The sequence below is a fragment of the Streptomyces sp. YIM 130001 genome, assembly GCF_003574445.1.
In the GTDB taxonomy this organism is placed as follows: Bacteria; Actinomycetota; Actinomycetes; order Streptomycetales; family Streptomycetaceae; genus Streptomyces.
Genome location: NZ_KZ984548.1, coordinates 252,221 through 272,973, shown reverse-complemented (window position 1 = coordinate 272,973; position 20,753 = coordinate 252,221). Strand labels below are relative to the sequence as shown.

Sequence of the window (20,753 nt, the reverse complement as noted above, 5' to 3'; positions counted from 1 at the left end):
CACCGCCGACGTGGCTCTCGGGGCCGCCGTCGGGCGCGGGCCCGGGAGCGAGATCGCGCCCGGTCTCGTCCCGATTTTGGGCAGACTCATCCTGTGACACCGATACCTCCGGAAAACGTGCAGGTCAGCGTGGAGTGAGCGGAGCAGTGCACGGACTGCGCCGCCCCGCGAGGGGTCAGCGCAGCCGGAAGGCCTTCATCGCGCGCAGGCTCCGGCTCATGAATGCGGCGTACTTGGCGTCGTCCATGCCGAACGACGGCGCCATCGGCATCAGCCGCTGCTGTGCCACGGTCTGCGCCTCGGTGTACTTGAGGATGCCCTCGCTGCCGTGCCGCCGGCCGAGGCCGGACTCCTTCATGCCGCCCATCGGCGACTGGACGCTGCCGTAGGCGGGGGCGTACCCCTCGTTGACATTGACGGTGCCGGTACGCAGCCGGGCGGCGACCTCGCGGCCGCGGCGGCCGTCCTTGGTCCACACCGAGGAATTCAGGCCGTACGCCGTAGCGTTGGCGAGGTCGACGGCCTCGTCCTCGTCGCTGAAGCGGTAGATGGCGACGACCGGACCGAAGGTCTCCTCGTTGCACACGGCCATCGGCGCCTCGACGCCGTCCAGGATGGTCGGCTCGTAGAAGTACGGGCCGATGTCCGGCCGGGCGACGCCGCCGGCAACCAGCTCGGCGCCCTTGGCCACGGCCTCCTCCACGTGCCGCGTGACGGTCTCCAGCTGTCGTTCGCCGACGAGCGAGCCCATGTCGGCGCCGTACGCGAGCGAGGTGCCGAGCCGCATCGCCTTGGTACGCGCCGCGAACCGGCTGACGAACGCGTCCGCCACCGACTCGTGGACGTAGAGCCGCTCGATCGAGATGCAGAGCTGGCCGGCGGAGGAGAAGCAGGCGCGTACCGCACCGGCGGCCGCCTTCTCCACGTCGGCGTCCTCGAGGACGAGCATCGCGTTCTTGCCGCCGAGCTCCAGGGACACTCCGACGAGGCGCGCCGCGGCGCCCTGTGCGACCTCGCGGCCGGTGCGCGTCGAGCCGGTGAACGACACGTAGTCGGCGTGCCGGACGATCTCGGGCCCGACGACCGGCCCGTCGCCGAGCACGACCTGGAACGCCTCGGCCGGAAGGCCCGCCTCGATCAGCAGGTCACGAGCCCACAGCGCGGTCAGGCAGGTCTCCGTGTCGGGCTTCATCACGACCGCGTTGCCGGCCACGAAGGCCGGCAGCGCGTCGCCGACGGAGAGCTCGAGCGGGTAGTTCCACGGGGCGATCTGGCCGACCACGCCGCGCGGTTGGCGCAGCTCGGTGACCTTGGTCAGGGTCGGGACCGCGCCGGTGTGGCGCTTGGCCCGCAGGTACGACGGGGCCTTGCGGCCGTAGTGCCGGGCCGCGACGACGACGGCCTGGACCTCCTCATGGGCGTGCAGCCGCGCCTTGCCCGTCTCCAGTTGGATGAGGTCGAGCACCTCGGCCTGCCGCTGGAGCACCAGGTCGTGGAAACGCAGCAGGACCGCGGCGCGCTTGCGTACGGGCACGGCGGCCCACAGGCGCTGCGCCACGCGGGCGCGCTCGAAGGCGGTCGCCACGTCCTCGGGCGTCGACTCGGGCAGGTCGGCCAGCTTCGCGCCGGTCAGCGGCGAATGGTTGGCGGTGCGGCCGGAGCCGACGACATCGCTGGTGAGCTGGGCGACCAGCTCCGGCGTGACCACGTCGGAGGCCGTACGGACACCCTGCGGTGCCGGTGCGGTGGGGTTCGTGCCGGTGGTGGTGCCCGCGGTGGAGGGGGCCTGCGAGTCCGTCATGTCGTGGAGGTTACGGCCCTGTCGCACGTTTGGGTACCCGGCGGTAACGAGCTTTCACGGCGTGCACACATCACGCCAGCGATCGCTGGCAGAAAGCCCCTGATCAGGGGCTTGTCACGGTCGGGACTAGTCGGAAGGGAAAAATGGAAGCTCCACGCCACGACGGCCGGAGGCCGGCGGCGGACAGTGCGGGTCCGCCACCGTTCCAAGTGCCATCGACCGACTCGTGCGCCGCTTTGGTCCCTCGGACGTCGGCCCCTCGGACGTCGGCCCCTCGGACGTCAGGGCTTCGTGATCTTCAGGTTGTCGATGGCCGTCTTGGCCACCTCACGGCCGCGCTCGGTGAAGTCGCCCTTGCCGGGATAGAGGACCGAGAGGCGGTACATGTCGCCCTTCCCGGTCCGGTAGTAGAAGATCTTGCCCTCGCGGGGCAGCGGCGCGTCCGTGTCCGAGTCGTCGGTGAACGTGATCGTACTGACGGCCGCCTTCTTCTCCTCGTACTTGATGTCGTCGTCGACGTCGACCTCGGGGGCCGGCTTGTCCGCCACGGTCCACGCGGAGGTCGTACCGTCCTCGATGGACCTGCTTTCCGCGTGAGCCTGACTCACCGCCGAGCTCTCGATCTCATCGAGCGAGTCCTCGGACTTCTTCATGAGGTCGAGTCGGATGTATACGGCGCCGCTCGGGTCCGTGTAGCGGATCCAGTGCTCGTCCTCCGCGTCCGGCTCCGGCTCGGTGTCCCCGTACCCGTTCGGCACCGCGAGCGTCGCTCCCAGCGGCTTGACCGGCTGCTCCTTCCAGTCGTCCGGCAGCGGCCCCGCGAAGGGATCGACGACCACGAGCACCGTCGCGAGCACCGCGGCGACCACCACCGCGCCCGCCGCGATCCAGCCCTTGCGGCTGAGACCGATGCCCTTGCCGCCACCCGGGCCCGACACCCGCACCACCTGTGCGGGCTGCGGCGGCTTCGCGGCCTGCTCGAGGAGCTGGCGCACCTGAGGCGTACTCGGACGCTGGTTGGGGTCCTTGACCAGGAGCCGATTGATCGCGTCCGCGAGGGGGCCCTTCGCCGAAGCGGGCGCCGCCGGGGCCGCGTTGAGCACCGACTGCAGGGTGGCCGGGGTGTTGTTGCGCCGGAACGGCGAGACGCCCTCGGTCGACGCGTACAGCACCACACCCAGCGACCAGAGGTCGGAGGCCGGGCCGGGGCGCTGCCCGAGCACCCGCTCGGGCGCGATGAACTCGGGCGAGCCGACGAATCCGCCGGTGTCCGTCAGGTTGGTCTCGCCCTCGATCTGCGCGATGCCGAAGTCGGTGAGGACCACGCGGTCGTGCGAACCGAGCATGACGTTGTCGGGCTTCACATCGCGGTGCAGGATGCCTGCCTGGTGCGCGGCGTCGAGCGCGTTGAGCACCTCGAGGCCGATCCTGGCCGCCTCACGGGCGCCGAGTGTGCCCTCCTGCAGGGCTGCCCCGAGGGAACGGCCCCTGACGAACTCCATGACGATCCACGGCTGCCCGTCCTCGACCGCGACATCGTGCACGTTGACCACGGCGGGGTGGTCGAGCCGGGCGGCGGCGCGGGCCTCACGGCGCATCCGCTCGAAGGCGTTGGCCCGCTCCCGCTCCGGCAGGTGATCCGGAACGCGTGGCTCCTTCACCGCGACCTCGCGGTCCACCGTCTCGTCCTTGGCCCGCCACACCGTGCCCATGCCACCGTGGCCGAGCTTGGAGAGCAGCCGGTACCGGTTCGCGATCAGGCGCCCGGCGCCCGGGTCCGGCGGCTCGTGGGCGGAGACCTGGGTGGGGACGACGGGCGTCTGCGGGTTGTTCGGCGGCTGCGGTGCCGGCGGAGGCGTGCCGGGCTGCTGCGGCTGGTTCTGCGACGGGTACGCCTGGGTCGGGTCGTACGCGTACGGGCTGCCCTGCCCCTGCCCCGGAGTGCCCGGCTGTCCGGGGCCGTTCGCGCCGGGATGCCCCTGGCCGTACGGGTCCTGGCCCTGCCCGGACTGCGCCTGCGCCTGCGCGTACGGGTTGCCCCCGGGGGCCCCGCCCTGCCCCTGCGGGTGCGGCGGGCGCAGGCCGTAGCTGGTCGGGTCCTCGGGACCGTAGGGAGTTCCCCCGTCGTTACTCATATGCCCATCCCTATCGCGTGCGGTGTCGCCAAATCCACCTCGGGTCGCCGTCGGTCACCGACCCGTGACGAGCGGCGCCTCGTTTCTTGCGGTTGCACACCATTTGGTTACGGGCAGGCGGGCAGCGGCGGCGGGGACGGCGGGTCGGCCGGGAACCGTTCGGCGGCCGGGAGACGGGCCGGCCCGGAAGCCGCAGCGGCTATCGCCCGCCCCGCACACCGAAGGTGTCGAGCGCGGTGTCGAAGTGGCGTTTGGCCTCGCCCTTCCTGGCGAGCGGTGCGGACACCCAGACGTCGTACATCCTGCCGCCCTCCTCCCAGGTCAGGTCGAGGGTGTGCCGCGCCCCCTCCTTCTCGGTGAAGCCGTCCCAGGTGAACTCCCAGAGCGCGGCGGTCCGGCCGTTGTGCGTCGTCTCGGTGACCCGGCCGTCGCGGTAGCCGGGGTTGTTGTCCGGGCCCTTGGCGGCCGCGCTGCGCATCGCGGCCATCGGCCCGCCCGGCACCGGCTTCGTCGACTTGATGCCGATCCGGACCTTGTCGTCGGCGGATACGTAGAACACCCGGGGCGCCTGCCGCTCACGGACGTACGCGCGCGGCACCGCGAGGGAGAAACCCTCGGCGTCCTGCGCGATGCGATAGCCGGCCGGGACCTTCGGGCGCCCGTCGCCCCCGGGCTCGGTGACCGTCACCGTCGGCCCGGGGCTCGGATCACCACTCGTCTCCGAGGGCGGCTCCGTGGTGTGCGTCGTCTCCGGGGCCGAACTGGCCGGCGGATCGTCGTGGTCCTGACCGCGGTCCAGGAGGAACGCGGCGGCACCCGCTCCGGCACCGGCGACCGCGACGACGAGTGCAACGGCGATCAGCGCGGACCTCCGCGACCGCCGCCTGCCGGGCTCCCGCGGCACCGGCGCCTCGGAGAGCGCGGCGGCCGACGTGGCGGACGGCACCGAGGACGGTGTCGCGTCCGCCGGAAACCCCGGCATGTCGACGGGCATCGCGGCACGCTCCGCCACCCGCACGTCCGCGTGCGCCGGCGTGTACCCGGCCGGCACCGGCGGCATCGTGCCCGTCGTCACGTAGGCGGAGAGCAGCCGTTCGGCCTCGACCGCGTCGATACGGCGCTCCGGCGACCGTTCGAGGAGGCCGTGCACCGCGGGCAGCAACGGCGCCACCGCGGACGGCGGACGGATCTCGTCCATCACCACGGCATGCAGGACGCCGCCGAGCGAATCCCGGTGGAACGGGGACTCCCCGGTCACCGCCGCACACAGCAGCACCCCGAGCGACCAGAGGTCGGACTCGGGGCCGGTCTGCCCGCCCGCCATCCGCTCCGGCGCCGTGTACTCGGGCGAGCCGACGAACGCCCCGTACTCCGTGAGCGTCGTGGCCCCCGCGACCTGGGCGATCCCGAAATCCGTGAGCACGGCGCGGTCGGTGCCGGCCTCCAGGAGGACGTTGCCCGGCTTGATGTCGCGGTGCAGGACTCCGCGCGCGTGCGCGGCGCGCAGGGCACCGAGCAGCGACAGGCACAGCCGCGCGGCCTGCGCGGGAGAGACCGGCCCCTGCGAGGCCAGCCGGTCCGCCAGCGAACCGCCGTCGATCACTTCCATGACGATGTACGGCTGTTCGTCCTCGACCACCACGTCGTGCACGACGATGACGTGCGGATGCCGGACGCCCGCGACGATGCGCGCCTCGCGCAGCATTCGTTCCCGCAGTTGGCGCGCCTCGTCCGCGGACAGCGTCTCGTCGAGGCGCAGTTCCTTGACCGCCACCTCACGCCCGAGCACCTCGTCGACGGCCCGCCAGACGATCCCCATACCGCCTCTGCCGAGCCGCGCGCACAGCCGGTAGCGGCCCGCGATGACTCGGCTGCTTCCCCCGTCAGTCGCCATGCAGTCATCATGCCGCACAGGAACGATCTGCTCCGTCCCGGTGTCCGACCGCCACCTGCGGCAGCTCCGGCCCCACCGGACCCAGCGGCGTCCGTCGACGGCGAGGGGGACGACCCGGCTCCGCCGAGCGCCCCCGGCGATCGCCTACTTCGTAGGCCGATACGTGGCAGCCGCCTGCTCGTAGAACCGCGAGACCTCGTCCCGCTCCGACTCGGGGCCCTTCACCATCACCACGTGGTACCGGCCGTCGACGATCATCGCCAGGTTCCGCACGTAGACCTCGTCCTCGTCGCCCTCCTGCCAGGTGAACTGGCCCTCGGCCATGGCCCGGTCGCCGACGTCTATTCGGCGCATGCCCGTGGACGTGGACCAGGAGGAGTCCCGGAACGGCTGCAGCTCCCGCTCCTTCTCCCGCTGGTACTCCATCGGGTCGCTGCCCTGCGCGTCGGTGCCGTCCCGGCCGGGGACCAGCAGCAGCTCGAAGTCTCCCTTGCTGTACGTGACTTGGCCCTGGCCGTTCTTGCCCTTTCGGTCCCAGCCCTTCGCCACCGCCACGTGGAATCCCGCGGGGTCCTTCTGCAGCGTGAAGCCCTTGGGCAGGTCAGGGTCCGTCGTCTGCGGGTCCGGAGACCCCTTGCCCGTCTCCTCGGGCTTCTCCGATTTCCCGGGGCTCTCCGGCTTCTCCGGATCGGACGAGGCCCGCGGAGGCGTGTCCGCCGGGGCGGACTCGCTCGCACCGGCGCCCTGGGCGTCGTCACCGCTCCCCGAATCCGCCTTGGGCATGAACATCACGGCGTAGGCCACGGCTGCCACCAGCCCGAGCAGGACGAGCGCGAGCAGCAGCCGGCCGAGCCTGCGCGGACCACCGCGGCGTGGTTCGCTCGGCGGCTTCGGCGCCCGCTCGGGCAGATCCCGCTGCACCACGGGCTCCTCGCGCCGGGCGGGCCTCTCCCTGCGCACGGCCTTCTCCCGCCGGGCGCGCGGTTCCTTCGGCGGCTTGCCCTTCTTGTGCCGTCCGCCGTCACCCCTGCGCCTGCGTACGAGCTCGCCGCGGCGGCGTACGACGGGCAGCTTGCCGGACTCGTGCGGCAGCACCGGCACGACGTCCTCGCCGACCTCCGGCTCCGGCGCCGAGCGGATGAGCGAGCGCAGCCAGCCGCGCAGCTCCTCGAACTCGGGCCGCTCCGTGGGGTCCTGGCGCAGCAGCGACTCCACCACGGGCCGCAGCGGCCCGCACTCCTCGGCGAACGCGGGCGACTCCGCGCACACCAACTGCACGAGTTCGTAGGTGCTGTCCTCCGGATACGGCGCATGCCCCTGCACCGCCCGGAAGAGCAGCGCGCCGAGGGCCCAGAGATCGGTGGCGGGGCCGACCGGCGGCGCCAACTGCCAGTTCTCGTGCACCGGTCCGGCCTGCTCCGGCGACCAGCGCTCGGTCACCGCGCCGACCACCGTCATCCGTGCCTGTCGCGCCCGCTCCGCGTCCAGCGGGGTCGCGGGCCCCTTACGACGCGGACCGTCGCCCGCCACCAGGTCGTCCCAGCGAGCTCCGCCCGTGGCGTGCGCCGGCGCACCGGCGGGCAGACCGGCCGTCCCGGTCGAGGTGCCCGTCAGCCCGGAGCCATCGCGGGTGGCGAGCTCCTGGCCGACCGCACCACCGGTTTCCCAGGGCTCCCGCGGCTCGTGCGACTCCTCGGCCCCACCGGCATCCTGCTCACGGCCGGCCACCTCCACCCCGGCGTCCGTGCCGGCCCTCGCGGCCTCGCTGCGTGGAACCGCACCGTGCCAGCCGGGCGCCGGCTCCGCGGCGCTCGCGCCGCTGCGCTCGGAGAGGTGCCGCGGGCGGTGGGCCGGCTCCGGCTCTCGCCCGTCCGCGCCGTCACTCGCTCCGGAGAGGCGCCCGCCCACTCCGTACGGATCGACTATCCGTCCGGGCGGCCCTGCCTCGACGGGCCCGGACTCACCGGACTCCTCGGGCGCGAAGCGGTCCTCCTCGCGTGCTGCACTGCGCGGCCCCGGGAGGGCGCGCCCCTCGACGTCCTCCTCGCGCACGCGCGCCGCCGCGGCCGCCCGAGCGCCCGCGCGGTAGGCCGCGATCGCTCCGGCCCGCGCGGCCCGGGTGTCACCCACGGGCAGAGCGGGGCGCGCCCCGCCGTCCGGCCGGCCCTTGTCGAGCGCGGGAGCGCCGACCGCGACCTGACCCGAACTCCCGTCCCGATGACCGGAATTGATCGCTTCATACCCACCCGCCCCAGCCGGCTCCGGCAGAGCACTGCTCGAGTACCCAGCCCCGGGACCGCCCGAGCCGCCGTCCTCGCCGCCGACCGAGCCGTCGGCCGAGCCGTCGATCGGCTCATCGGCCTCGCCGTCGTCCGGCGGCGGCTCGGGCACCGGGTCGTACCCGCACAGTGCGTCCTCGGCCGCGCCTGCGGCCAGCCCGGTCAGCATGATGCGTCCGTCGTCGCAGACCAGGACCGTACGCACCGTGATGTTCCGGTGGACCCAGCCGTGCGCGTGCAGAACCCGCAGGGCCGTGAGGACGTCCGAGGCGACTTCCGCCGCCCGATACGGCGGCAGGGGCCGCTCGGCCAGGAGCGCGGCGAGCGGCCGCGCGGCCACGACCTCGCTCACGATCCACAGCGAACCGCCCTCCGCGAACACGTCGAAGACCTGGTCGAGCCGGGGATGGTCCGGAATCTGCGCGGCGGCCTGAGCGGCCTCGATGGCCCGCCGGACCGCCGGATCGGTGGGCTTGCGCGTGGTCCGCCCCGAGGCCCGCCGGGGCGCCGGCACCGTCCCTACGCCGCCCTCGTCGTCCAGCACCTCGGCCTCGACGACCTCGGGCAACGGCACCTGCCTGACCAGGACTTCCTGGCCGCTGTAGGTGTCGAACGCGCGCGTCTCGGCGAACTCGTACTCATCGGACGGCGGCAGTGGCAGACGGTAACGGTCGGCAAGTACACGTCCCGCGTAGTCGTCCACATCGCCTCCCCGTCAGCATGCGCGGCGCCCGATGCCCCTGTCCGCGCACTTCTACCCGTCCCTTTGTGCGCCAAGTCCGTTCGTTTCCCGCCAGATTGCGGTTGCGTAGGGTTCGCGCGTTCTCACGATACGTCACCACGCACATCTGTGCGGGTTATCCACAGGCATCGCGGAGAGCGAGGCCCTCACCAGGCCACTAGCCCCCAATTCCGCCCAAGGTGCGCCTAGTTGGGAACAATCCGATCAACGGGCATGACGATACGCGGTCACCCAGAGCACCACCCCGGGGTCCGCGGAAGTCGTTCGCGCGCTGCGGTCAGCCCTTCGGCTCGAAGGTGTCGAACGCCGTATCGCGCAGCTCGGCGCAGGACTTGTCGTCCCACTTGTCCGCCTCGCAGGTGATCATGATCGCGTAGGCGTGCGCCTTGTCCGTCACGAAGCCCCTGTTCAGTATCCGCACCGGCACCTTGCCCTCGGTACGGGTGAACTCCCAGTCGGCGACGGTCAGATAGCCGCGCCAGGACGAGGGCTCGAGCGACACGCGCTTGTAGTCGGTGGAGTTCTGCTTGACCGACACCTCGCCCTTCCGCCAGGCGTCGGCCGCGTCACTGCCCGGCGACCGGGAGAGGTCCACCTGGACCTTCGGATAGCCGCCGTCGCTCCCGGCATAGATCGCACCGGCGCCGGCACCCGACTCACCGGTCTGCTTCCAGCCCTCCGGCAACGCCACGGAGAACTCGAACTTCGAGTTCGAGACCGTCTCGTACCCGTCCGGGGGGCCGTCCTCGGGCTTGTCCTCGGCCTTGCCGCCGTCGTCGTCGCCGTCACCGGCGTCGTCGCCCTGCCCGCCGGCCTCCTCCTTGGGCTTGTCCGCGCCCTTCTCCGAGCCCGCGGACTCCTGGGCGCCCTTGCCCTTGTTGTCCCGACTGCCGTCGCCGGAACCGTTGTTCAGCGCGACAGCCAGCGCGGAGCCGAGCACGACAAGCGCCGCCACCACGGCCAGGATCACCATCTTGTGCCGCGCCAGCAGCCGCCCGAACGCCTCTCCCCCGGCGTTCACCCCCGACGGCGCGGAACTCGGCGGCGGCCCGGCAGGCCCGGCAGGCGTGGCGGCAGCCGCATCGGCCGCCACCGCTCCTTCGCCCGCGGCCGCACCGGCACCGGCCGCAGCACCCTTCCGCTTGCCCGACCCCTTCGGCTTCCCCGCCGGCGGAGGCGGCAACGGCATGGAGCGAGTCGAGTCCGCCGGGGGCTCCGGCGCCTTCTCCTCGGACTCCTCGGGCGCGTGGATCACGTCGTTGAGCAGTGCACGGGCCGCGGCATCGTCGAGACGCTGGTCCGGGTCCTTGGCGAGCAGACCGTAGATGACCGTCTCCAGCGGCCCCGCGTTCTTCGGCGGCTCCAGGTTCTCGGTCATCACCGCGGTGAGGGTGGCGATCGCCGACCCCTTGTCGTACGGCGGGACGCCCTCGACCGAGGCGTAGAGCAGACCGCCGAGCGACCACAGGTCCGCGGCGGGCCCGGGCTTGTGCCCGCGGGCCCGCTCCGGCGAGATGTACGAGGGGGCTCCGACGAGCATGCCGGTCGAGGTGATCGACGGGTCGCCCTCGACCTGGGCGATCCCGAAGTCGGTGAGGACGACGCGGCCGTCGTCCTCGGAGATCAGTACGTTCGACGGCTTCACATCGCGGTGCAGGATTCCCTCGCGGTGCGCAAAACGCAGCACGTCGAGCACCGCGAGCCCCACCTCGGCGGCGCGCCGGGGCGTCAACAGCCCGTCATCACGGGTCACCTCGGCGAGGGACTTGCCCTCGATCAGCTCCATGACGATCCACGGCCGGTCGTCCTCGTCGACCACGTCGTAGACCGTCACCGCGCCGTTGTTCCGGATCCGGGCGATCGCCTTGGCCTCGCGCAGTGTGCGCGTGATCAGCCGGCGCTTCTCGTCCTCCTCGATGGCCGAGGGAAACCGCAGCTCCTTGACCGCGACCGTACGGCCGAGGGTCTCGTCGACTGCGCGCCAGACGGTGCCCATTCCGCCGCGACCGAGGACCTCGCCCAGGCGGTACCGCCCGGCAAGGAGGCGCCCCGTGGTCTCCTTCGGCTGCTCAGCCTCCGACATGCGTCCCCTCTGCAATCAACCCGCCCTGGCAGAGCCTCCATTGTCCCTCATGCCCGGGGTAGGGGAAGTCCCGGGTCCGCGCCGCAACGGTGCGCGTTCGCAAGGCACCGCACCATGCCCGGCGACCTCGTCATATGCCACGGGAAGCCCGTTTCCGGACCGATTCAGCCGGTATCCACAGCCCGGCCCGAGCCCGCACCCGGGCCGGTGCGAATCACACGCACCACCGACCCAGCCACCGCCAACTCCCCTGCCGGGCAAGGTGGTTGCCCGGCAGAGGTCACCGCACGTCAGTCCGGCGAGATCTCCGGAGCACCGAGCCGCGCCGCGTCCGCCGTCAGGTCGTCCGGCTGGAGCTGCGACTCCCGCTCGGCCTCGACCCGCTTCTCGTAGTGCGTGATCTCCCGTTCGATCTGGTCCTTGTCCCAGCCCAGCACCGGCGCCATCAGCTCCGCGGCCTCCCGCGCACTGCGCGTGCCCCGGTCGAACGTCTCGATCGAGATCCGCGTACGCCGCGTCAGGACGTCGTCCAGGTGACGGGCGCCCTCGTGCGAAGCCGCGTAGACCACCTCGGCACGCAGGTAGTCGTCCGCGCCCGGCAACGGCCGGCCGAGCGACGGATCCGCCGCGATCAGCTCGAGCACTTCCTCGGCCATCGATCCGTACCTGTTCAGCAGGTGCTCGACGCGGACCACATGAAGGCCGGTACGGGCCGCGGTGCGCGCCCGCGCGTTCCACAGCGCCCGGTACCCCTCGGCTCCCACCAGCGGGATGTCCTCGGTGACACATTCCGCGACGCGCTGATCGAGGCCGTGCACCGCCTCGTCCACGGCATCCTTCGCCATCACCCGGTACGTCGTGTACTTGCCGCCCGCCACGACCACCAGACCCGGCACCGGATGGGCCACGGTGTGCTCGCGGGACAGCTTGCTGGTGGCATCCGACTCACCGGCGAGCAGCGGCCGCAGCCCTGCATAGACCCCTTGCACATCGTCCCTGGTCAGCGGCACCGCGAGCACCGAATTGACGTGCTCGAGGAGGTAGTCGATATCCGCGCTGGACGCCGCCGGGTGCGCCTTGTCCAGGTCCCAGTCCGTGTCGGTGGTCCCCACGATCCAGTGCCGTCCCCAGGGGATGACGAACAGCACGCTCTTCTCGGTCCGCAGGATCAGACCCGTCGTCGAGTTGATCCGGTCCTTCGGTACGACCAGGTGGATGCCCTTGGACGACCGGACGTGGAACTGCCCCCGCTCACCGACCATGGCCTGGGTGTCGTCGGTCCACACGCCCGTGGCATTGACGACCTGGCGTGCCCTGATCTCGTACTCCCCGCCGCCCTCCAGGTCCTGGACCCGGGCGCCGACCACCCGCTCGCCCTCGCGCAGGAAGCCGGTCACCCGCGCCTGGTTCGCGACCTTCGCGCCGTACGCCGAGGCGGTGCGCACCAAGGTGGCTACGTAGCGGGCGTCGTCCATCTGCGCGTCGTAGTACTGCAGGGCCCCGACCAGTGCGTCCTTCTGCAGACACGGTGCCACCCGCAGGGCGTGACGCCGGCTCAGGTGCCGGTGCATCGGCAGCCCCCGGCCGTGGCCGCGCGACATCGACATCGTGTCGTAGAGCGCGACGCCCGATCCCGCGTAGATCCGCTCCCAGCCCTTGCCCTTCAGCGGGTAGAGGAACGGCACCGGTTTCACCAGGTGCGGGGCGATGCGCTCCAGGAGCAGGCCTCGCTCCTTCAAGGCCTCCCGCACCAGCGCGAAGTCGAGCATCTCCAGATAGCGCAGCCCGCCATGGATGAGCTTGCTCGACCGGCTGGATGTACCGGATGCCCAGTCGCGTGCCTCGACCAGACCGGTGGACAGGCCGCGGGTCACGGCGTCGAGCGCGGTACCCGCGCCGACCACGCCGGCGCCGACGACCAACACGTCCAGTTCCCGCTCGGCCAGGCCGGCCAGTGCTTCGGCGCGCTCTGCGGGGCCCAGTGTCGCTGTCCTCACGGCTGCCTCCCGTTCGTTTCGGGTGTGCTCGGGCGTTTCGGATGTGCTCGGGCTCACGTCACCCATGCCCCGATTCTGTCCGCGTGCACGGACATCGGCCACCTCCACCTCTCAGCCTGTGGACAACACACGGTGGATCACGGCCGCACAATGCCGGAAATCGGTCATATTTACTCCTAACCTGACATTGCGCTCGTCCACCTTGTCCACAGGACTTGCGCGCTCCTCCCGCTCCGGCTACAGGGAAGGACGGCTCATTCCATGCCCGCAGATCTCGCCGTCATCGGACTCGGTCATCTCGGCCTGCCACTGGCCCAGGCCGCCGTGGCGGCCGGCATCGACACCGTCGCCTACGACCCGCGGCACAACGCCGACCTCACCGCCGGACGGCTGCCCGCGGACGAAGGCTCCCTGTCCGCCGCCGACCTGCGCCGCATGCTCGCGAACGGCTTCCGCCCCACCACGAACGCCGCCGAACTGGGCCGCGTCCGTACCGCCGTCATCTGCGCCCCCGCCCCGCTCGGCCCCGACCGCTCCCAGGACCTCTCCCAGGTCACCGAGGCCGCCCGCGCGCTCGCCGCCCGACTGCGCCCGCACACCACCGTCATCCTCGAGTCACCGGTACCGCCGGGCACCACCGAGGAACTCCTGCGCCCGCTCCTGGAGAAGGGCTCCGGACTGCGCGCGGGCCGCGACTTCCACCTCGCGTACTCCCCCGGCCGCCTCGACCCCGGCAGCCGCACGCACAGCCACGCGAACACCCCGAAGGTCATCGGCGGCATCACCCCCGCCTGCACGGAGTCCGCCGCCGCCTTCTACGGCCGGCTCTCCGACAAGGTGGTACGCGCGCGTGGACCACGAGAGGCCGAGACCGTACAGGTCCTCGAGACCAACTACCGGCACGTCAACATCGCCCTGGTCAACGAGATGGCCGTCCTCTGCCACGACCTCGGCGTCGACCTGTGGGACGTGATCCGCTGCGCCGAGACCAAGCCCTTCGGCTTCCAGGCCTTCCGCCCCGGCCCGGGAGTGGGCGGCCACGGCGTCCCCCTCGACCCCAACTACCTGCCGCACCCGACCCGCACCCCGGGCCACCCGCTGCGCATGGTCGGCCTCGCGCAGGAGATCAACGACCGCATGCCGAGCTACGTCATCCAGCGCGCCGCCACCCTCCTCAACGAGCACGGCAAGTCGGCCCGCGCCGCACGCGTCCTGCTGCTCGGCGTGACCTACAAGCCGGACCTCGCCTCCCAGGAGGGCGCCCCCGCGCACGAGATCGCCACTCGCCTGATGGAGATGGGCGCCGCCATCAGCTACCACGACCCCTACGTCCCGCACTGGAGGGTCCTCGGCCGCCCGGTCCCCCGCGCCGACTCCCTCTACGAGGCCGCGGCCGACGCCGACCTCACGATCCTGCTCCAGCCCCACCGCACGTACGACCTACAGGGTCTGGCCGTGAAGGCACAACTCCTCCTGGACACCCGCGGCGCCACCCCCATCGGCGCCGCCCACCGCCTCTGACACGCAGGAAAGGCCGCCCCGCAGAACAGCGGGGCGGCCCTTCCTGCTGCCGGGGCACGACCCCGGCGGGCGCTCAGCGGCTGTGCTGCGAGTCGGCCACAGTGACCTCGACCCGCTGGAACTCCTTGAGCTCGCTGTACCCGGTGGTCGCCATCGAACGCCGCAGCGCACCGAAGAAGTTCATCGACCCGTCCGGCGTGTGCGAGGGACCGGTCAGGATCTCCTCGGTGCTGCCCACGGTGCCCAGGTGCACCTTCTTGCCCCGCGGCACGTCCTCGTGGACGGCCTCCATGCCCCAGTGGTGGCCCTGACCGGGCGCATCGACGGCACGGGCGAGCGGCGACCCGATCATCACCGAGTCGGCACCGCAGGCGATCGCCTTCGGCAGGTCACCGGACCAGCCCACTCCGCCGTCCGCGATGACGTGCACGTAGCGACCGCCGGACTCGTCCATGTAGTCACGCCGGGCCGCGGCGACATCGGCCACGGCCGTGGCCATCGGGACCTGGATGCCGAGGACGTTGCGTGTGGTGTGCGCGGCGCCGCCGCCGAAACCGACGAGCACGCCGGCCGCACCGGTCCGCATCAGGTGCAGCGCGGCCGTGTACGTGGCGCAGCCACCCACGATCACCGGGACGTCCAGCTCGTAGATGAACTGCTTGAGGTTCAGCGGCTCGGCCGCGCCCGAGACGTGCTCGGCGGAGACCGTGGTGCCGCGGATGACGAAGATGTCGACGCCCGCGTCCACGACGGCCTTCGAGAACTGGGCCGTACGCTGCGGCGAGAGCGCGGCGGCGGTGACCACGCCCGAGTCACGCACCTCCTTGATGCGCCGGCCGATCAGCTCTTCCTGGATCGGCGCCTCGTAGATCTCCTGCAGCCTGCGGTTCGCGGTCTCGGGGTCGAGCTCCGCGATCTCGTCGAGCAGCGGCTGCGGGTCCTCGTAACGGGTCCACAGACCCTCGAGGTTGAGGACGCCGAGGCCGCCGAGCTCACCGATGCGGATGGCGGTCCCCGGCGAGACCACCGAGTCCATCGGGGCTGCCAGGAAGGGCAGGTCGAAACGGTAGGCGTCGATCTGCCAGGCGATCGAGACCTCCTTCGGGTCCCGCGTGCGCCGGCTGGGGACGATGGCGATGTCGTCGAACGCGTACGCCCTGCGGCCGCGCTTGCCGCGCCCGATCTCGATCTCAGTCACGTTGGGTGGCCTTTCCGTCTTCCGGTCCTGCGTCTTCCAGTATCCCCGACCGCACACCGAGGGCTTCCCCGGCCGCACGGGGCGGCGCACCGAGGCCCGCGGGCACAGTACCCGCGGGCCTCGTCGTGTGCGTCCGCCGTCCGTCTAGCGACCCGCGTAGTTCGGTGCCTCGACGGTCAACGAGATGTCGTGCGGGTGGCTCTCCTTGAGCCCCGCCGACGTGATGCGTACGAACCGTCCCTTGGCCTTCAGCTCCGGGACGTCGGCCGAGCCGACGTACCCCATGGAGGCCCGCAGGCCGCCGATCAGCTGGTGCGCCACCGAGGACAGCGGGCCGCGGTAGGGCACCTGGCCCTCGATGCCCTCGGGCACGAGCTTGTCCTCGGACAGCACGTTGTCCTGGAAGTAGCGGTCCTTCGAGTACGAGCGGGCCTGCCCGCGCGACTGCATCGCACCCAGCGATCCCATGCCCCGGTACGACTTGAACTGCTTGCCGTTGACGAACACCATCTCGCCCGGCGACTCCTCGCAGCCCGCGAGGAGCGAGCCCAGCATCACCGTGTCCGCGCCGGCGGCGATGGCCTTCGCGATGTCGCCGGAGAACTGCAGTCCGCCGTCACCGATCAGCGGCACACCCGCGGCGTGGCAGGCCTTCGCGGCCTCGTAGATCGCCGTGACCTGGGGGACGCCGATACCGGCGACCACCCGCGTGGTGCAGATGGAGCCGGGTCCGACGCCGACCTTCACGCCGTCGACACCGGCGTCGATGAGGGCCTGGGCGCCGTCCCGCGTCGCGACGTTCCCACCGACGATGTCGATGTCGATGTGCGTCTTGAGCTTGGCGATCATCTCGAGGATGCCGCGGCTGTGGCCGTGCGCACTGTCGACCACGAGGAAGTCCGCGCCGGCTTCGACGAGCGCCTGCGCCCGGTCGAACGACTCGTCCCCGACGCCGACCGCGGCACCGACGACCAGACGGCCCTCGGCGTCCTTGGCCGCGTTCGGGTACTTCTCGGCCTTGACGAAGTCCTTGACGGTGATGAGGCCGCGCAGCACGCCCGCGTCGTCGACCAGCGGCAGCTTCTCGATCTTGTGCTTGCGCAGCAGCTGCATGGCGTCCTCGCCGGAGATGCCGACCTTGCCGGTGACCAGCGGCATCGGCGTCATGACCTCGCGGACCTGCCGGGAGCGGTCGTTCTCGAAGGCCATGTCGCGGTTGGTGACGATGCCGAGCAGCTTGCCCGCCGGGTCGGTGACCGGCACACCGCTGATCCGGAACTTCGCACAGAGGTCGTCGGCCTCGCGCAGGGTCGCGTCGGGCGAGACGGTGATCGGGTCGCTGACCATGCCGGACTCGGAGCGCTTGACGAGGTCGACCTGATTGGCCTGGTCCTCGATCGAGCTGTTGCGGTGCAGTACGCCGGCGCCGCCCTGACGTGCCATGGCGATCGCCATGCGGGCCTCGGTGACCTTGTCCATGGCCGCCGAGAGCAACGGGATGTTCACCCGGACGTTGCGCGACACGCGGGAACCGGTGTCGACCTTGTTCGGCAGCACCTCGGAGGCGCCCGGCAGCAGCAGGACGTCGTCGTATGTCAGCCCGAGCATCGCGAATTTTTCGGGCGCTCCGTCGACGTGGTCACTCATGACACCTTCCCCAATGCTCTTGCCAGGCGCGGACCACCATGCTAACGGGCCGCGGAGGTACTTCATTCCACGATCGCACCGACTGCTCAACCGAACTTCGTCGTGCGTTCCTACGACCGCGCCCGCACCCCCACGACCGGGAGTTGCTACTGCCCGGCGAGCGCCCGCAGCCGGCTGAGTGCACGGTGCTGGGCGACCCGGACGGCACCGGGCGACATACCGAGCATCTGGCCGGTCTCCTCGGCGGTGAGGCCGACGGCGATCCGCAGCAGCAGCAGTTCGCGCTGGTTCTGCGGGAGATTGGCGAGGAGCTTCTTGGCCCAGGCGGCATCGCTGCTGAGCAGCGCCTGCTCCTCAGGACCGAGTGAGTCGTCGGGCCGCTCGGGCATCTCGTCGGACGGCACGGCGGTGGATCCGGGGTGCCGCATCGCGGCCCGCTGCAGATCGGCGACCTTGTGCCCGGCGATGGCGAAGACGAACGCCTCGAAGGGACGCCCGGTGTCCTTGTAGCGCGGCAGCGCGAGGAGTACGGCGACGCAGACCTCCTGCGCCAGATCCTCCACGAAGTGCCGTGCGTCACCCGGCAGTCGGGACAGCCTGGTGCGGCAGTAGCGCAGCGCGAGCGGGTGGACATGGGCCAGGAGATCGTGCGTGGCCTGCTTGTCGCCCTCGACGGCACGATGGACCAGATCGCTGATCACCGTCGTCCCGTCGTCCCGCATCGGTCCATGGTGCCTTGGTGTCTGCCGATCTGCGGCACCGCGTCCGTAGTTGTGCATGGAAGCGTTATGAGCAGGCGCGCCGGAACTCATCTCCTGCGCCCTCCCCTCCCGCTCGGCCGAATCGTCCCCGAGGAACTCCACACCTCAAGGATGCGGCATCTCGTGGGAAACAACCTAAGCCGCTGTACGAAGCGGGTTGCAGGGGCGTCCGCCACCCCGCCCGCACGTCGGCGGAGGGCGATGCTCCCACCCCCGCGACACAGTGGAGGGTGTGGGTCTTTCACCACACCCCCCGAAGAGTCCGCACAGGACTTCGCGGGCACGGCCTAGCGCACCAGACCCCAGCGGAAGCCCAGCGCCACGGCGTGCGCCCGGTCCGATGCGCCGAGCTTCTTGAACAGCCGGCGCGCGTGCGTCTTGACGGTGTCCTCGGAGAGGAAGAGCTCGCGCCCGATCTCGGCGTTCGACCGGCCGTGGCTCATGCCTTCGAGCACCTGGATCTCCCGCGCGGTCAGCGTGGGAGCGGCGCCCATCTCGGCGGAACGCAGTCGGCGCGGGGCGAGCCGCCAAGTCGGGTCGGCGAGCGCCTGCGTGACGGTCGCGCGCAGTTCCGCACGCGAGGCGTCCTTGTGCAGATAGCCGCGGGCGCCGGCGGCGACCGCGAGTGCGACCCCGTCGAGATCCTCGGCCACCGTCAGCATGATGATCCGCGCGCCGGGGTCGGCGGACAGGAGCCGGCGCACCGTCTCCACACCCCCGAGCCCGGGCATGCGTACGTCCATCAGAATCAGGTCCGAGCGGTCGGCGCCCCAGCGGCGGAGGACTTCCTCGCCGTTGGCCGCTGTCGTCACGCGCTCGACACCGGGCACGGTCGCGACCGCGCGGCGGAGCGCCTCTCGGGCGAGCGGGGAGTCGTCGCAGACGAGGACGGAAGTCATGATTGGCGTCCTCCGCGGCTCTCACAGCTGCTGCGCGTCACCTTGAGCCTCCAGGCTGGGTACGAATCGTCACCTGTGCGGTTGACGCTCTCGGACATGTGCCCGAGCGCTTGGGTTTTCAACCGCCTCGCACTCTCAACGATGGTCACCCGAAAGAGTTACGGGTCCGAGCACCTGGTTCGGCACTCTACGTAAGGGCCTGAATACACCAGAGAGTCCGCAGGTCATCGCGACATCGCCGAGCAGTGTGCCCCATTCAGGCTGGATTTCTTCCCTTTTAGTGGTGTTTGAGGCTAGATTCGCAATGAGTCATATTTACATCTCCTACGACAGTAGATGTACCGTCGTGGGCACTGAAACCGCCTCAGAACGGCTGCAAGGGGACACGTAATGGCAGACTTCTCCCGCCTTCCCGGACCGAACGCTGATCTGTGGGACTGGCAGCTCCTGGCCGCGTGCCGAGGGGTCGACAGCTCGCTGTTCTTCCACCCGGAGGGCGAGCGGGGAGCGGCACGAAGCGCCCGCGAGAACTCGGCCAAAGAGGTCTGCATGAGGTGCCCGGTGCGCGCCGAGTGCGCGGCCCACGCCCTGGCCGTGCGCGAGCCGTACGGGGTGTGGGGCGGGCTGACCGAGGACGAGCGCGAAGAGCTCATGGGACGGGCCCGCAACCGGCTCGTGACGGCCGCGACCTCAGCACCTTCCTGAAGGAACGTTTCTTCGAAACTCGGCGGCCGCGGGAGGCGACCGCAGGGCCGAGACGACGTCCGGGCCCGGGCGACCGCGTCAGAGCGCGGCGGCCGTGGCCAGTTCGTCGAGGGTCGCGGCGACGGCCGGGACCTGGGCGAGGTCCGGCAGCGTGAGGGCCACGATCTCCCGCCGCACAGCCGGTTCGACCGTCACGGTCCGCACTCCGCGGGCCCGGACCGAGGCCAGCGCCAGCTCGGGCAGTACGGCGACCCCCAGGCCGGCGCCGACCAGGCCGACCACCGCGGGATAGTCGTCCGTCGCGAAGTCGATGCGCGGGGCGAACCCGGCGCTCTCGCACACCTCGACCAACTGCCGGCGACACCGCGGGCAGCCCGCGATCCAGGGCTCGTCCGCGAACTCGCCGATCTCCACGGACTCCTGGTCCGCCAGGCGGTGGCCCTCGGGCACCACGCCGACCAGGCGATCCGCGAGTACGGGACGTACCACCAGATCGCTCCAGTCGTCTGCGCTGCGGGGGGCCTGCCGGGCCGGCTCGCGCGGCGTCTCGCGCCAGCCCTCCTCGTAGCGGAAGGCGAGCGCCACGTCGCAGTCGCCCTCGCGGAGCATCTCCACCGAGCGCGGCGGCTCGGACTCCACCAAGGAGACGCGGGTGCCGGGGTGCGCCGCGCGCAGGGCGGCGAGCGCGCCGGGGACGAGGGTGGAACTGCCGCTGGGGAAGGAGACCAGGCGGACCCGGCCGGCGCGCAGGCCGGCGATGGCGGCGACTTCCTCCTCCGCGGCGGTCAGGCCGGCGATGATGCCTGCCGCATGCCTGACCAGAGCCTCTCCGGCCTGGGTCAGGCGCATCTCGCGTCCCGACCTGATCAGCAGCGGCGTACCGGCCGACTGCTCGAGCGCCTTCATCTGCTGGCTCACCGCGGGCTGCGTACAGCCCAGTTCGCGAGCAGCCGCCGAGAACGAACCGGTGGCGGCGACGGCGCGCAGGACGCGGAGGTGACGTGCCTCGATCATTCTCCGAGCATAAGGGAGTCTTGGGGAGAACGGAGAATACTGCGTTGCCGCTTTGGCTGGTGCTGGCTTAGCGTGCG

Annotated in this window: 13 protein-coding genes; 2 read left to right on the top strand and 11 right to left on the bottom strand. The window is 71.4% G+C overall.

Annotated elements, in window-relative coordinates; genetic code table 11:
• Positions 1 to 175 precede the first annotated feature (175 nt).
• The 6 genes from DSC45_RS01325 to DSC45_RS01300 all read right to left on the bottom strand — a co-directional run bounded on the left by DSC45_RS01325 (position 176) and on the right by DSC45_RS01300 (position 12,931).
• Entirely contained in the window at positions 176 to 1,801 is a 1,626-nt protein-coding gene (locus DSC45_RS01325) for a succinic semialdehyde dehydrogenase (RefSeq protein ID WP_119286254.1), read from the bottom strand.
• A gap of 281 nt (positions 1,802 to 2,082) precedes the next feature.
• Positions 2,083 to 3,936 carry a serine/threonine-protein kinase gene (locus tag DSC45_RS01320; RefSeq protein WP_119286253.1) on the bottom strand — a complete coding sequence of 618 codons (1,854 nt, stop codon included), beginning with the start codon at positions 3,934 to 3,936 and terminating at the stop codon, positions 2,083 to 2,085.
• Between the two features lie 199 nt (positions 3,937 to 4,135).
• The gene (locus DSC45_RS01315) at positions 4,136 to 5,830 is read right to left on the bottom strand and encodes a serine/threonine-protein kinase (protein ID WP_119286252.1); all 1,695 of its coding nucleotides are present in this window, start codon (positions 5,828 to 5,830) and stop codon (positions 4,136 to 4,138) included.
• Positions 5,831 to 5,974: 144 nt separating this feature from the next.
• The gene (locus DSC45_RS01310) at positions 5,975 to 8,812 is read right to left on the bottom strand and encodes a protein kinase (RefSeq protein WP_119286251.1); all 2,838 of its coding nucleotides are present in this window, start codon (positions 8,810 to 8,812) and stop codon (positions 5,975 to 5,977) included.
• Between the two features lie 316 nt (positions 8,813 to 9,128).
• Positions 9,129 to 10,934, bottom strand: coding sequence for a serine/threonine-protein kinase (locus tag DSC45_RS01305; protein WP_119286250.1), 1,806 nt, complete (start codon positions 10,932 to 10,934; stop codon positions 9,129 to 9,131).
• Positions 10,935 to 11,224: 290 nt separating this feature from the next.
• Positions 11,225 to 12,931, bottom strand: coding sequence for a glycerol-3-phosphate dehydrogenase/oxidase (locus DSC45_RS01300; protein WP_119286249.1), 1,707 nt, complete (start codon positions 12,929 to 12,931; stop codon positions 11,225 to 11,227).
• 261 nt (positions 12,932 to 13,192) lie between these two features.
• Here DSC45_RS01300 and DSC45_RS01295 point away from each other — a divergent pair, with 261 nt between their 5' ends.
• Positions 13,193 to 14,452, top strand: a complete 1,260-nt coding sequence (locus DSC45_RS01295; RefSeq protein WP_119286248.1) for a nucleotide sugar dehydrogenase — start codon at positions 13,193 to 13,195, stop codon at positions 14,450 to 14,452.
• A gap of 73 nt (positions 14,453 to 14,525) precedes the next feature.
• On the opposite strand, the gene DSC45_RS01290 is transcribed toward DSC45_RS01295, so the two are convergent.
• The 4 genes from DSC45_RS01290 to DSC45_RS01275 form a co-directional block, all read right to left on the bottom strand.
• Positions 14,526 to 15,650, bottom strand: coding sequence for a GuaB3 family IMP dehydrogenase-related protein (locus DSC45_RS01290; RefSeq protein ID WP_119286247.1), 1,125 nt, complete (start codon positions 15,648 to 15,650; stop codon positions 14,526 to 14,528).
• Positions 15,651 to 15,794: 144 nt separating this feature from the next.
• Positions 15,795 to 17,297 (bottom strand): IMP dehydrogenase, encoded by a 1,503-nt coding sequence (guaB, locus tag DSC45_RS01285; RefSeq protein ID WP_119286246.1) that lies wholly within the window; start codon positions 17,295 to 17,297, stop codon positions 15,795 to 15,797.
• Between the two features lie 146 nt (positions 17,298 to 17,443).
• On the bottom strand, positions 17,444 to 18,019 hold the full coding sequence (locus DSC45_RS01280) for a sigma-70 family RNA polymerase sigma factor (RefSeq protein WP_119286245.1): 576 nt from the start codon (positions 18,017 to 18,019) through the stop codon (positions 17,444 to 17,446).
• A 326-nt stretch (positions 18,020 to 18,345) separates the two neighbouring features.
• Positions 18,346 to 18,957 carry a response regulator transcription factor gene (locus DSC45_RS01275; RefSeq protein ID WP_003948568.1) on the bottom strand — a complete coding sequence of 204 codons (612 nt, stop codon included), beginning with the start codon at positions 18,955 to 18,957 and terminating at the stop codon, positions 18,346 to 18,348.
• A gap of 390 nt (positions 18,958 to 19,347) precedes the next feature.
• Between DSC45_RS01275 and DSC45_RS01270 the strand changes: the two genes are divergently transcribed.
• Positions 19,348 to 19,662, top strand: a complete 315-nt coding sequence (locus tag DSC45_RS01270; RefSeq protein ID WP_119286244.1) for a WhiB family transcriptional regulator — start codon at positions 19,348 to 19,350, stop codon at positions 19,660 to 19,662.
• Positions 19,663 to 19,740: 78 nt separating this feature from the next.
• On the opposite strand, the gene DSC45_RS01265 is transcribed toward DSC45_RS01270, so the two are convergent.
• A complete protein-coding gene (locus DSC45_RS01265) occupies positions 19,741 to 20,676 on the bottom strand; it encodes a LysR family transcriptional regulator (RefSeq protein ID WP_119286243.1) in 936 nt (311 codons plus the stop codon).
• Positions 20,677 to 20,753 lie beyond the last annotated feature (77 nt).

Bases quoted from the DNA above. Each gene is read 5' to 3' on its own strand.
- DSC45_RS01325 (WP_119286254.1), bottom strand. From the start codon at position 1,801: ATGACGGACTCGCAGGCCCCCTCCACCGCGGGCACCACCACCGGCACG.
- DSC45_RS01320 (WP_119286253.1), bottom strand. From the start codon at position 3,936: ATGAGTAACGACGGGGGAACTCCCTACGGTCCCGAGGACCCGACCAGC.
- DSC45_RS01315 (WP_119286252.1), bottom strand. From the start codon at position 5,830: ATGGCGACTGACGGGGGAAGCAGCCGAGTCATCGCGGGCCGCTACCGG.
- DSC45_RS01305 (WP_119286250.1), bottom strand. From the start codon at position 10,934: ATGTCGGAGGCTGAGCAGCCGAAGGAGACCACGGGGCGCCTCCTTGCC.
- DSC45_RS01295 (WP_119286248.1), top strand. From the start codon at position 13,193: ATGCCCGCAGATCTCGCCGTCATCGGACTCGGTCATCTCGGCCTGCCA.
- guaB (WP_119286246.1), bottom strand. From the start codon at position 17,297: ATGAGTGACCACGTCGACGGAGCGCCCGAAAAATTCGCGATGCTCGGG.
- DSC45_RS01280 (WP_119286245.1), bottom strand. From the start codon at position 18,019: ATGCGGGACGACGGGACGACGGTGATCAGCGATCTGGTCCATCGTGCC.
- DSC45_RS01275 (WP_003948568.1), bottom strand. From the start codon at position 18,957: ATGACTTCCGTCCTCGTCTGCGACGACTCCCCGCTCGCCCGAGAGGCG.
- DSC45_RS01270 (WP_119286244.1), top strand. From the start codon at position 19,348: ATGGCAGACTTCTCCCGCCTTCCCGGACCGAACGCTGATCTGTGGGAC.
- DSC45_RS01265 (WP_119286243.1), bottom strand. From the start codon at position 20,676: ATGATCGAGGCACGTCACCTCCGCGTCCTGCGCGCCGTCGCCGCCACC.